We start from the raw sequence: 12,033 nt of genomic DNA on the forward strand, positions 1-12,033 counted from the left end.
AGGGCGCTCACCGCCGGAGGCACTACCGTGACCGTGAAGGACATCCTGGACGCGATCCAGTCGAAGGACGCCACGTCCGCCGACTTCGCCGCACTGCCGCTGCCCGAGTCGTACCGGGCGATCACCGTGCACAAGGACGAGACGGAGATGTTCGCGGGCCTCGCGACCCGCGACAAGGACCCGCGCAAGTCGATCCACCTGGACGACGTCCCCGTCCCCGAACTCGGGCCGGGCGAGGCCCTGGTGGCCGTGATGGCCTCCTCGGTCAACTACAACTCGGTGTGGACCTCGATCTTCGAGCCGCTGTCCACGTTCGGCTTCCTGGAGCGCTACGGCCGCACCAACGAGCTGGCCAAGCGGCACGACCTGCCGTACCACATCATCGGCTCCGACCTCGCGGGCGTCGTCCTGCGCACCGGCCCCGGCGTCAACGCCTGGAAGCCCGGCGACGAGGTCGTCGCGCACTGCCTCTCGGTGGAACTGGAGTCCTCCGACGGGCACAACGACACGATGCTCGACCCCGAGCAGCGCATCTGGGGCTTCGAGACCAACTTCGGCGGGCTCGCCGAGATCGCCCTGGTCAAGTCCAACCAGCTGATGCCGAAGCCGGACCACCTCAGCTGGGAGGAGGCCGCCGCCCCCGGTCTGGTCAACTCCACCGCGTACCGGCAGCTGGTGTCCCGCAACGGCGCCGCCATGAAGCAGGGCGACAACGTCCTCATCTGGGGCGCGAGCGGCGGACTCGGCTCCTACGCCACGCAGTTCGCGCTGGCCGGCGGCGCCAACCCGATCTGTGTCGTCTCCAGCGAGCAGAAGGCGGACATCTGCCGGTCGATGGGCGCCGAGGCGATCATCGACCGCAGCGCCGAGGGCTACAAGTTCTGGAAGGACGAGCAGACCCAGGACCCCAAGGAGTGGAAGCGCTTCGGCAAGCGCATCCGCGAACTCACCGGCGGCGAGGACATCGACATCGTCTTCGAGCACCCCGGCCGTGAGACCTTCGGCGCCAGCGTCTACGTCACCCGCAAGGGCGGCACCATCACCACCTGTGCCTCGACCTCGGGCTACATGCACGAGTACGACAACCGCTACCTGTGGATGTCCCTGAAGCGGATCATCGGCTCGCACTTCGCCAACTACCGCGAGGCGTGGGAGGCCAACCGCCTCATCGCCAAGGGCAAGATCCACCCCACCCTGTCGAAGGTGTACTCCCTGGAGGAGACCGGCCAGGCCGCCTACGACGTCCACCGCAACCTGCACCAGGGCAAGGTCGGCGTCCTGTGCCTCGCCCCCGAGGAAGGTCTGGGCGTGCGCGACGAGGAGATGCGGGCGAAGCACATCGACGCCATCAACCGTTTCCGGAACGTCTGAGAGCCGTAGATGACTGAGCGTCAGAAAGATCGTCCGTGGCTGATGCGGACGTACGCCGGCCACTCGACGGCCGAGGCGTCCAACGAGCTGTACCGGCGCAACCTCGCCAAGGGCCAGACGGGTCTGTCGGTGGCGTTCGACCTGCCGACGCAGACCGGCTACGACCCCGACCACATCCTCGCCCGCGGCGAGGTCGGCCGGGTCGGCGTGCCCGTCTCGCACGTCGGTGACATGCGCCGGCTGTTCCAGGACATCCCCCTGGAGCAGATGAACACCTCGATGACGATCAACGCCACCGCCATGTGGCTGCTGGCGCTCTACCAGGTCGTCGCCGAGGAGCAGGGCGCGGACATCACCAAGCTCCAGGGCACGACCCAGAACGACATCGTCAAGGAGTACCTGTCCCGCGGCACGCACGTCTTCCCGCCGGGACCCTCGCTCCGCCTGACGACGGACATGATCGCGTACACGGTGTCCCACATCCCGAAGTGGAACCCGATCAACATCTGCAGCTACCACCTTCAGGAGGCCGGGGCCACGCCGGTGCAGGAGATCGCGTACGCGATGTCCACCGCGATCGCCGTGCTGGACGCCGTGCGCGACAGCGGCCAGGTGCCGCAGGAGCGCATGGGCGACGTGGTCGCCCGGATCTCCTTCTTCGTGAACGCGGGCGTGCGCTTCATCGAGGAGATGTGCAAGATGCGGGCGTTCGGCCGCATCTGGGACCAGGTGACCCGCGAGCGGTACGGCATCGAGAACCCCAAGCAGCGCCGCTTCCGCTACGGCGTCCAGGTCAACTCCCTCGGTCTGACCGAGGCCCAGCCGGAGAACAACGTCCAGCGGATCGTCCTGGAGATGCTGGCCGTGACGCTGTCCAAGGACGCCCGCGCGCGTGCCGTCCAGCTCCCGGCCTGGAACGAGGCGCTGGGCCTGCCCCGGCCCTGGGACCAGCAGTGGAGCCTGCGCATCCAGCAGGTGCTCGCCTACGAGAGCGACCTGCTGGAGTACGAGGACATCTTCGACGGCTCGAAGGTGATCGAGGCCAAGGTGGCGCAGCTGGTCACCGACTCCCTCGCGGAGATGGCGCGGATCGAGGAGATGGGCGGCGCGATGGCCGCCGTCGAGTCCGGCTATCTGAAGTCCCAGCTGGTCGCCTCGCACGCCGAGCGCCGGGCCCGGATCGAGTCCGGCGAAGAGAAGATCATCGGTGTCAACGCCTTCGAGGGCACCGAGCCCAACCCGCTCACCGCCGACCTGGACACCGCGATCCAGACGGTGGACCCGGCGGTCGAGGCACGGGTCATCGCCGCGCTCCAGCAGTGGCGGGACACCCGCTACCAGCCGCCGTTCAACCACCCGCGCCCCTGCAAGGCGCTGGAGCGGCTGAAGGAGGCGGCACGCGGCACCGGGAACCTGATGGAGGCCACCCTGGAGTGCGCCCGCGCCGGAGCCACGACCGGCGAGTGGGCGGGGGCGCTGCGCGAGGTGTTCGGCGAGTACCGGGCGCCCACCGGGGTCTCCTCCGCGCCGGTGGCGGTGCCCGTCGAGGCCGGCTCGGCGCTCGCCGAGGTCCGCGCCAAGGTGGACGCCACCGCCCGCGACCTGGGCGTCGGCAAGCTGCGCTTCCTGGTCGGCAAGCCGGGCCTGGACGGGCACTCCAACGGGGCCGAGCAGATCGCCGTACGGGCCCGCGACGCCGGCTTCGAGGTGGTCTACCAGGGCATCCGGCTCACCCCCGAGCAGATCGTGGACGCGGCCCTCGCCGAGGACGTGCACGCGGTCGGCCTGTCGATCCTGTCCGGCTCGCACGCCGAGCTGGTCCCGGACGTGCTCCGGCGCCTGCGTGTGGCGGGTGCCACAGATATACCGGTGATCGCAGGTGGCATCATCCCGAACGGTGACGCCGAGCAGCTCAGGGCAGCCGGAGTGGCCGCCGTCTTCACCCCGAAGGACTTCGACATCACCGGGATCATCGGCCGCATCGTCGACGAGATCCGGACCGCGAACAAGCTCGACCCCCTGGAGGTCCCCGCATGACGACCGTCAACCGCCTGCGCCCGCGGCGCTCCTGTCTCGCCGTGCCGGGCAGCAACCCGCGCTTCCTGGAGAAGGCGCAGGGCCTGCCGGCGGACCAGGTCTTCCTGGACCTGGAGGACGCGTGCGCCCCGCTCGCCAAGCCCGAGGCGCGGCACACCATCGTCAAGTTCCTCAACGAGGGCGACTGGACGGGCAAGACGCGGGTGGTCCGGGTCAACGACTGGACGACCGAGTGGACGTACCGCGACGTCGTGACGGTCGTCGAGGGCGCCGGGCCGAACCTCGACTGCATCATGCTGCCGAAGGTGCAGAACGCCGAGCAGGTCGTGGCGCTGGACCTGCTGCTCACCCAGATCGAGAAGACGATGGGCTTCGAGGTCGGCCGGATCGGCATCGAGGCGCAGATCGAGAACGCGCAGGGCCTGAACAACGTCAACGCGATCGCGCAGGCCTCCCCGCGCCTGGAGACCATCATCTTCGGCCCGGCCGACTTCATGGCCTCCATCAACATGAAGTCCCTGGTCGTGGGCGAGCAGCCGCCCGGCTACCCGGCGGACGCCTACCACTACATCCTGATGAAGATCCTGATGGCCGCCCGCGCCAACGACCTCCAGGCGATCGACGGCCCCTACCTCCAGATCCGCAACGTCGACGGCTACCGCGAGGTCGCGGGGCGTGCCGCCGCGCTCGGCTTCGACGGCAAGTGGGTGCTGCATCCGGGCCAGGTCGAGGCCTCCAACGAGATCTTCTCGCCGTCCCAGGAGGACTACGACCACGCCGAGCTGATCCTGGACGCGTACGACTACTACACGTCCGAGGCCGGCGGCAAGAAGGGCTCCGCGATGCTCGGCGACGAGATGATCGACGAGGCCAGCCGCAAGATGGCCCTGGTCATCGCCGGCAAGGGGCGGGCGGCGGGCATGCGCCGCACCACCACGTTCGAGATCCCCGCCAGCTGAGGAGCCCTGAGCGCGATGCAGTTCGGACGCACGTACGAGGAGTTCGAGGTCGGGGCGACGTACAAGCACTGGCCGGGCAAGACGGTCACGGAGTACGACGACCACCTGTTCTGTCTCCTCACCATGAACCACCACCCGCTCCACATGGACACCAACTACGCGGAGAAGACGACGGACTTCGGCAAGAACGTCGTCGTCGGGAACTACATCTACTCGCTGCTGCTCGGCATGTCCGTGCCGGACATCTCCGGCAAGGCGATCGCCAATCTGGAGATCGAGTCGCTCAAGCACGTGGCGCCGACCTTCCACGGCGACACGATCTACGGCCAGACGACCGTGCTGGACAAGTGGCCGTCGAAGTCGAAGAGCGACCGCGGCATCGTCTACGTCGAGACCAAGGGCTACAAGCAGGACGGCACCCTGGTGTGCGTCTTCCGCCGCAAGGTGATGGTGCCGACCGAGACGTACATCAAGGAGCGCGGCGGCGAGCAGCCGGGCCGCCCGGAACTCAAGCAGCAGGAGAAGTAGGCCATGGCCCGTCTCGCCCAGACCGCCGGTCTGACCGACGTCCAGCAGGAGATCGTCTCCACCGTCCGGGACTTCGTCGACAAGGAGATCATCCCGGTCGCCACCGAACTGGAGCACCGCGACGAGTACCCGCAGCAGATCGTGGACGGCCTCAAGGAGCTGGGCCTGTTCGGTCTGATGATTCCCGAGGAGTACGGGGGTCTGGGCGAGTCGCTGCTCACCTACGCGCTGTGCGTGGAGGAGATCGCCCGCGGCTGGATGTCGGTGTCCGGCATCATCAACACCCACTTCATCGTCGCGTACATGCTCAAGCAGCACGGCACGCAGGAGCAGAAGGACCACTTCCTGCCGCGGATGGCGGCCGGTGACATCCGGGGCGCCTTCTCGATGTCGGAGCCGGCGCTGGGCTCCGACGTGTCGGCGATCAGCTCCAAGGCCGTGAAGGACGGCGACGAGTACGTCCTGACCGGCCAGAAGATGTGGCTGACCAACGGCGGCACGTCCTCCCTCGTGGCCGTCCTGGTGCGCAGCGACGAGGGCCACCCCGAGGGCACGGCGCCGCACAAGTCGATGACCACCTTCCTGGTCGAGAAGGAGCCGGGCTTCGGCGAGGTCCGGCCGGGCCTCACCATCCCCGGCAAGATCGAGAAGATGGGCTACAAGGGCGTCGACACCACCGAGCTGATCATGGACGGGCTGCGGATCCCGGCCGATCGGGTGCTCGGCGGGGTCACCGGCCGAGGTTTTTACCAAATGATGGACGGCGTGGAGGTCGGCCGGGTCAATGTCGCGGCCCGTGGCTGCGGTGTCGCCCAGCGCGCCTTCGAGCTCGGCGTCCAGTACGCCCAGCAGCGGCACACCTTCGGCAAGCCGATCGCCCAGCACCAGGCCATCCAGTTCAAGCTGGCCGAGATGGCGACCAAGGTCGAGGCCGCGCACGCGATGATGGTCAACGCGGCACGCAAGAAGGACTCCGGGCAGCGTAACGACCTGGAGGCGGGCATGGCGAAGTACCTCGCCTCCGAGTACTGCAAGGAGGTCGTGGAGGACGCCTTCCGCATCCATGGCGGGTACGGTTTCTCCAAGGAGTACGAGATCGAGCGCCTGTACCGGGAGGCGCCGATGCTGCTCATCGGTGAAGGTACCGCCGAGATCCAGAAAATGATCATCGGCCGCAGGTTGCTCGAAGAGTATCGATTCCAGGGCTGATTGTCCGTATACGGGGTGTTTTCTTCGAGGGGAAGATCACACCCCGTAGACGTTGTTCAGCCGGTCTCCGGCCACCGACTCGGCTTCCTGGCTTGCCCAGTTGTGGCCCGCGACCGGTACGATCCCGGAAAGCCGCCGTCCCCCGTCTTGCGCGGCATCATCCGCTACGAAGGTCATCCATGCCCCACAGCCAAACCTCTGCACCTCGCGACAGCCGAGCCGGCGTACGCCTCGCGCGCGGAGCATCGCCGTGGCTTCTCCCGACCGTCGCCACCGCAGCCCTCAGCCTGGCCCGCGCCCGCCGCTCGGGCGCCGCCAAGGCCGTCGCCGTGCCCGCCACCGCGCTCGCGGCGGGCATGCTGTGGTTCTTCCGCGACCCCGAGCGAGAGATCGCCGAGGGCCGGGTCATCTCCCCGGCCGACGGTGTGGTGCAGAGCATCATGCCCTGGAAGGACGGGCGCACCCGCGTCGCCATCTTCATGAGCCCGCTCAATGTTCATGTCAACCGCGCGCCGCTCGCGGGCACGGTGACGTCGGTCGAGCACATCCCCGGCGGCTTTGTTCCGGCTTTCAACAAGGAGAGCGAGAACAACGAGCGCGTAGTCTGGCATTTCGACACCGAACTCGGCGACATCGAGATGATCCAGATCGCCGGCGCGGTGGCCCGCCGTATCGTGCCCTACATCCCGTCGGGCACGAAGGTCGAGCAGGGCGACCGTATCGGTCTGATCCGCTTCGGCTCGCGTGTCGACCTCTACCTGCCCGAGGGCGTGGAGGTGGCGGTCGAGGTCGGACAGAAGACCGTGGCTGGGGTGACTCGCATTGACCGTGATTGATCCGGAGACCCAGGCGAACTGGGTGCCCGAGGCCGACGAGGTGGGCGAAGAGGAGGAGATGCCGCTCTCGCTCCGCCTGTCGATAGCGGACACCCTCACGCTCGGCAACGCCACGTGCGGGTTCATGGCGGTGTACTTCACCACCACCGGCATCCTGATCCCGCACCTCACCGGCAGCCAGGAGTCCGGCATGGCCCGCCACAGCGCGGCCACGGCGGTCATCCTGATGCTCTGCGCGGCGGTGTTCGACCTCTTCGACGGGCTGGTGGCGCGCAAGCTGCGGTCCTCGCCGATGGGTGCGGAGCTGGACAACCTGTCCGACCTGATCAGCTTCGGCCTGGCGCCGGCGTACTTCGTCCTCGTCTACGGCATGGTCGCGGACGACGCGCACCAGAGAGTGGCGGCGCTCGGGGCGATCGTGGTGCTCCTGGCCGTCGTCCTGCGGCTCGCCCGCTTCTCGTGCGTGACGATGAAGGACGGCGTGTTCCAGGGGATGCCCTCGCCGTTCGGGGCGCTCACCGTCGTCTCGATCGTGCTCCTGGAGCTGCCGTTCGTGGCGACGCTGCTGGCGATCTTCGGTACGGCGTGGCTGATGGTGAGCCGGGTCGAGTACCCGAAGCCGCGGGGGCGTCTCGCCGGGGCGATGCTGTCCTGGATCGTCCTGTCCATGGGTCTCCTGGCGGCCTGGGCCTTCGACGCGCCCAGCGGTCAGCTGCTCCTCCAGACGGGGTGTGCGCTCCAGCTGGTCATGGGCGCGGTGATCCCGCTGTTCGCGACGGCGCGGAGGGTGAACAACTTCCGCGACAACCGGCGGGAGGCGCGGGCGGCGCAGTTGCCGTGACGGCGTCTTGGCAGGGGCCTCGGATCCAGGGTTGGCTGGGTTCGGGGCCCTTGTTCTTTGGCCGGGGCCAGTGAGGGCACCGGCCTGCGCGCACCGCCTCCCGGGCCCTCGGCCCCCGGACCCCCGGCCCTATGCACGCGTTCGGCTGCCGGGGCGTGCCGGTCCCCGGCGCCGCCAAGGAGCTCCCGCGCATGCGCTTCGCGGTCCAGCGGCTTGCCGGGTGACAGGACGTGCGGCGACCGCGCGTTCCGGGGGGCGGCGTCCCACGGAACGCTCCGCGGGCGGCAGCCGTCCCTCGGCGGTGCTCCGCGCGCGGCAGCTCCCCACCGGCCGAGCCCCTGCGCTCCTCCCGTCGTTTCGGATGGCGGGGCCACCGAGGCCCCCGGCAGGGCGCCCGACCCAGCCGACCGAGCCTGCGACGCCCCCGCCGACCAATCCCTCTACCGCCCGCCTTCCGGCCAGGGATCCGGGTGGGCGGGCGGCAGCGGGGTTACAGCAGGAGGTCCTCCGCGATGCCGGAGGCGATGCGTTCCAGGATGGGGCCGGCGTTCGTGATGCAGCGGGAGATGTCGGGCTCGGCCGAGGTGAGAGCGTACGCGCGGCTGATGCCGGCCGAGTGGAGGGCCGCCTCCGGCAACGCGAGACGGCCGCACACCGCCACCACCGGCTTACCCGCAGCCCGCGCCGCCGACGCCACCCCCACCGGTGCCTTGCCGTGCAGCGTCTGCTCGTCCAGGGAGCCCTCGCCGGTGATCACCAGGGACGCGCTGGCAAGGGCGGGCGCGAAGCCGAGGACGTCGAGCATGATCTCGATGCCGGGCCGGAACCGCGCGCCGAGCAGCAGCGCGCCGTAGCCGATGCCGCCCGCCGCCCCCGCGCCCGGCGCCGCCGCGTACTCCGCCGTCCGCGCTCCGGCCGACGCCTCCAGCACCTTCACGTAGTGCCCGAGCGCCGCGTCCAGCGTTCGTACGTCCTTTGGCGAAGCCCCCTTCTGCGGGCCGTACACCGCGGGCGCGCCCTTCGGCCCGGTCAGCGGGTTGTCGACGTCGCTGGCCAGCACCAGGGAGACCGAGGAGAGGCGGGGGTCCAGGCCGGAGAGGTCGGCGCGGGCCAGTGCCGCGAGGCCGCCGCCGCCCGGTGCCACCGGCTCACCGTCCGCCCCCAGGAACCGCGCCCCGAGCGCCGCCAGCATCCCCGCGCCGCCGTCCGTCGTGGCGCTGCCCCCGACGCCGAACACGATCGTCCGCGCGCCGGCGTCCAGCGCGGCCCGCAGCAGTTCCCCGGAGCCGTACGTGGAGGCGGTCAGCGGGGCGAAGACGCCCGGCGGCAGCCGGTGCAGCCCGCTCGCCTCGGCCATCTCGACCACCGCGGTGCCGTCGCGCAGCGCGAACGCCGCCGTCACCCGCTCCCCCAGCGGCCCGGTCACCGCCACCTCGCGGCGCTCGAACCCGGCCGCGACCGCCGCCGCGACCGTCCCGTCGCCGCCGTCCGCCACCGGCAGCGCCTCGACCTCCAGATCCGGCACCACCCGCCGCAGCCCGGCCGTCACCCGCTCGGCGACCTGCACGGCCGTCAGCGAGCCCTTGAACTTGTCCGCGGCGATGAGTACCCGACGGCTCTCACCCACAGCTTGCGCCACCTTGCCATCCCCTTGCTCTCCGGGCCCCGCACACGTCGGGACCAGTCGCGCCGCTGCGACCCTAACCTCAGCGTCCCCTCCCCGTCACGCCCCGACCACGGGCTGAGCCGGACCGGAGCGGGAGAAGGGCAGGGCGAGGAATGGAATTGGGGTAGACGGCCGGCATGAGCAGTGAGCGCCCCCTACCCACCGGTCTCGACGACCGGATACACGGCGGCTGGCTCGGGCGGATCGCGGGCAACATGCTCGGCAAGCCGGTCGAGCAGGGCGAGGTGTGGACCCGCGAGCGCATCGACCGGTACCTCGGCCGCTGCGGCGCGCTGCCGCTCACCGACTACCTGCCCGAGCCCACCGACCCGGCCGACGCCGCCGCGCTGCGCCCCGAGTGGCGCTCCTGCGTGCGTGGCGGGATCCACGGCAGCTGCCGCGACGACGACGTGACACCGTGGACACCGCGACCGGGGAGAGCGCCGGGGGCTGGATCCACACCGTCCCGAACGCGGCCGTCCTCACCGCGGGGCTGCTGTACGGCGACGACGACTTCACCCGCACCCTCGCGCTCACCGTGCGCGGCGGTCTGGACACCGACTCCAACGGGGCGACGGCGGGTTCGGTGGCCGGCGTCCGCACCGGCGCCGCCGCCCTGCCCGGCCACTGGACGGACCCGCTCCAGGACACGGTCCGCAGCGCGGTGTTCGGCTTCGACGGGGCGCGGATCAGCGCGCTGGCCGAACGCACCGCGCGCCTGGCGCGGGCCGGTCCATAGCCAGGATGCGGCTGGATACCCTTCCCGCATGACCTCCACCACTGACTACGCCGCGTACATCGCCGGACTGCCCAGGGTCCTCGCCGGGGCGGCCGCGCTCTTCCGGGACGGGGCCGGCCGCGTGCTGCTGGTCGAGCCCAACTACCGCGAGGGCTGGGGCCTTCCGGGCGGGACGGTGGAATCGGACCGCGGGGAGACGCCCCGGCAGGGGGCCCGGCGCGAGACGCTGGAGGAGATCGGGCTCGACCGGCCGCTCGGGCGGCTGCTCGCCGTGGACTGGGTGCCGGGCACGGGGCGGCCGCCGCTGGTGGCGTACGTGTACGACGGCGGGGTGCTCACGGACGACGAGCTGGGCGCGATCCGGCTCCAGGACGAGGAGCTGCTGTCCTGGCGGCTGGTCCCGCGCGGGGAACTCGCCGCGCACCTCCCCGGCGCCCTCGGCCGCCGCGTCCTGGCCGCCCTGGACGTCCTCGCCGACGGCCGCGGCCCGGCCGAGCTGGAGAACGGCTACCGGGCGGACTGACCTCTACGGCGCGTCGGTGCCGGAGGCCCAGCGCGCCGATATCCACTCGCTCCGCCCGGCCCCGCGCCCTACCCTCGGCCCCATGGGCAAGCCTCTCGTGGCCATTCTCACTGGCGCAGGTATCTCGACCGACTCCGGAATCCCCGACTACCGGGGCCCCAACGGGCTGTGGCGACGCGATCCGGAAGCCGAGAAGCTCGTCACCTACGAGTACTACATGGGCGATCCGGAGATCCGGCGGCGGTCCTGGCGGATGCGGCGCGCCAACCGGGCGCTGGGGGCCGAGCCGAACGCCGCGCACCGGGCCGTCGCCGAGCTGGAGCGGTCCGGGGTGCCGGTGCGGGTGATCACGCAGAACGTGGACGGGCTGCACCAGCTCGCCGGGACGCCCGCCCGCAAGGTGCTCGAACTGCACGGCACCGCACGGGAGTTCGTCTGCACCCGGTGCCACACGCGGGGCCCGATGGAGGACGCCCTGGAGCGGCTCGACGCCGGTGAGGACGACCCCCGGTGCCGGGAGTGCGGCGGCATCCTGAAGTCCGCCACCGTGATGTTCGGCGAGCACCTCGACCCGATGGTGCTCGGTCAGGCCGTCGCCGTCACCAAGGCGTGCCAGGTGTTCATCGCCGTCGGCAGCAGCCTCCAGGTCCAGCCCGCCGCCGGCCTCGCGGGGGTCGCCGCCGACCACGGCGCCCGCCTGATCATCGTCAACGCGGAACCGACGCCGTACGACGACCGGGCGGACGAGGTGATCCGCGAGCCCATCGGCACCGCGCTGCCCCGGCTGCTCGCCGCGCTGGCCGGGGACGCGGCGGGCTGAGTCAGAACAGCGACGCGCCGCGTTCGAAGTCCAGCAGGCGGCGCTTGCGCTCCAGGCCGCCGCCGTAGCCGGTGAGGCTGCCGTCGCTGCCGACGACGCGGTGGCAGGGCACGATGATGCTGATGGGGTTGCGGCCGTTGGCGAGGCCGACGGCACGGGAGGCGCCGGGATTGCCGAGGGCGTCGGCGAGTTGGCCGTAGGTGCGCGTCTCGCCGTACGGGATGCGGGTGAGCTGCTCCCAGACGCGGCGCTGGAACGGGGTTCCGCGCAGGTTGAGTTCGAGGGTGAACTCGCGCAACTCCCCTGTGTAGTAGGCCTCCAGCTGTTCTCGCGCGGCGCCGAAGCAGCGCGGGGAGTCGTCGCGGGGGCCGAAGCTCTCCTCGGGTGGGCGGTGCCGCTGGCTGGTCATGTAGAGGCCGCTCAGGGCGCCGTCGGCGGCGACCATGGTCAGCTCGCCGTACGGGCTGTGGGTCACGGTGTGGCAGATCATGGCAGAACCTTCTT

Annotated in this window: 13 protein-coding genes; 10 read left to right on the top strand and 3 right to left on the bottom strand. The window is 70.7% G+C overall.

Annotated features, from left to right (window positions below; genetic code table 11):
• The first annotated feature begins 33 nt into the window (after positions 1-33).
• Genes ccrA through ACE4Q9_RS05670 form a run of 5 tightly spaced genes read left to right on the top strand, consistent with a single transcriptional unit; the run spans position 34 to position 6,104 of the window.
• Positions 34-1,371 carry a crotonyl-CoA carboxylase/reductase gene (gene ccrA / locus ACE4Q9_RS05650; RefSeq protein ID WP_397987132.1) on the top strand — a complete coding sequence of 446 codons (1,338 nt, stop codon included), beginning with the start codon at positions 34-36 and terminating at the stop codon, positions 1,369-1,371.
• 9 nt (positions 1,372-1,380) lie between these two features.
• The gene (locus ACE4Q9_RS05655; RefSeq protein WP_397983114.1) at positions 1,381-3,408 is read left to right on the top strand and encodes a protein meaA; all 2,028 of its coding nucleotides are present in this window, start codon (positions 1,381-1,383) and stop codon (positions 3,406-3,408) included.
• The gene (locus tag ACE4Q9_RS05660) at positions 3,405-4,367 is read left to right on the top strand and encodes an HpcH/HpaI aldolase/citrate lyase family protein (protein WP_397983115.1); all 963 of its coding nucleotides are present in this window, start codon (positions 3,405-3,407) and stop codon (positions 4,365-4,367) included. Before ACE4Q9_RS05655 ends, ACE4Q9_RS05660 begins: the two co-directional genes overlap by 4 nt.
• A 15-nt stretch (positions 4,368-4,382) precedes the next feature.
• The gene (locus tag ACE4Q9_RS05665; RefSeq protein WP_361263770.1) at positions 4,383-4,895 is read left to right on the top strand and encodes a MaoC family dehydratase; all 513 of its coding nucleotides are present in this window, start codon (positions 4,383-4,385) and stop codon (positions 4,893-4,895) included.
• 3 nt (positions 4,896-4,898) lie between these two features.
• The gene (locus ACE4Q9_RS05670; RefSeq protein WP_285552496.1) at positions 4,899-6,104 is read left to right on the top strand and encodes an acyl-CoA dehydrogenase family protein; all 1,206 of its coding nucleotides are present in this window, start codon (positions 4,899-4,901) and stop codon (positions 6,102-6,104) included.
• Positions 6,105-6,140: 36 nt separating this feature from the next.
• Here ACE4Q9_RS05670 and ACE4Q9_RS05675 read toward each other — a convergent pair whose 3' ends face one another.
• Complete coding sequence (locus tag ACE4Q9_RS05675; protein WP_397983116.1) at positions 6,141-6,281, bottom strand: hypothetical protein; 141 nt, start codon at positions 6,279-6,281, stop codon at positions 6,141-6,143.
• Positions 6,282-6,283: 2 nt separating this feature from the next.
• Here ACE4Q9_RS05675 and ACE4Q9_RS05680 point away from each other — a divergent pair, with 2 nt between their 5' ends.
• Together ACE4Q9_RS05680 and pssA are read left to right on the top strand one after the other, a co-directional pair.
• Positions 6,284-6,940 (top strand): phosphatidylserine decarboxylase, encoded by a 657-nt coding sequence (locus ACE4Q9_RS05680; RefSeq protein WP_397983117.1) that lies wholly within the window; start codon positions 6,284-6,286, stop codon positions 6,938-6,940.
• A gap of 22 nt (positions 6,941-6,962) precedes the next feature.
• Positions 6,963-7,781 carry a CDP-diacylglycerol--serine O-phosphatidyltransferase gene (gene pssA / locus ACE4Q9_RS05685; RefSeq protein WP_397987133.1) on the top strand — a complete coding sequence of 273 codons (819 nt, stop codon included), beginning with the start codon at positions 6,963-6,965 and terminating at the stop codon, positions 7,779-7,781.
• A gap of 490 nt (positions 7,782-8,271) precedes the next feature.
• On the opposite strand, the gene ACE4Q9_RS05690 is transcribed toward pssA, so the two are convergent.
• Positions 8,272-9,408 carry a glycerate kinase gene (locus ACE4Q9_RS05690; protein WP_397983118.1) on the bottom strand — a complete coding sequence of 379 codons (1,137 nt, stop codon included), beginning with the start codon at positions 9,406-9,408 and terminating at the stop codon, positions 8,272-8,274.
• Between the two features lie 397 nt (positions 9,409-9,805).
• Here ACE4Q9_RS05690 and ACE4Q9_RS05695 point away from each other — a divergent pair, with 397 nt between their 5' ends.
• The 3 genes from ACE4Q9_RS05695 to ACE4Q9_RS05705 all read left to right on the top strand — a co-directional run bounded on the left by ACE4Q9_RS05695 (position 9,806) and on the right by ACE4Q9_RS05705 (position 11,529).
• Entirely contained in the window at positions 9,806-10,186 is a 381-nt protein-coding gene (locus ACE4Q9_RS05695; RefSeq protein WP_397983119.1) for an ADP-ribosylglycohydrolase family protein, read from the top strand.
• Between the two features lie 28 nt (positions 10,187-10,214).
• Positions 10,215-10,709 (top strand): NUDIX domain-containing protein, encoded by a 495-nt coding sequence (locus tag ACE4Q9_RS05700; RefSeq protein WP_397983120.1) that lies wholly within the window; start codon positions 10,215-10,217, stop codon positions 10,707-10,709.
• Between the two features lie 82 nt (positions 10,710-10,791).
• A complete protein-coding gene (locus ACE4Q9_RS05705) occupies positions 10,792-11,529 on the top strand; it encodes an SIR2 family NAD-dependent protein deacylase (protein ID WP_397983121.1) in 738 nt (245 codons plus the stop codon).
• Between the two features lies 1 nt (position 11,530).
• Here ACE4Q9_RS05705 and ACE4Q9_RS05710 read toward each other — a convergent pair whose 3' ends face one another.
• The gene (locus tag ACE4Q9_RS05710) at positions 11,531-12,019 is read right to left on the bottom strand and encodes a methylated-DNA--[protein]-cysteine S-methyltransferase (protein ID WP_397983122.1); all 489 of its coding nucleotides are present in this window, start codon (positions 12,017-12,019) and stop codon (positions 11,531-11,533) included.
• Between the last annotated feature and the right edge of the window lie 14 nt (positions 12,020-12,033).

It is taken from the genome of Streptomyces sp. AM6-12 (assembly GCF_044327085.1).
GTDB lineage: Bacteria > Actinomycetota > Actinomycetes > Streptomycetales > Streptomycetaceae > Streptomyces.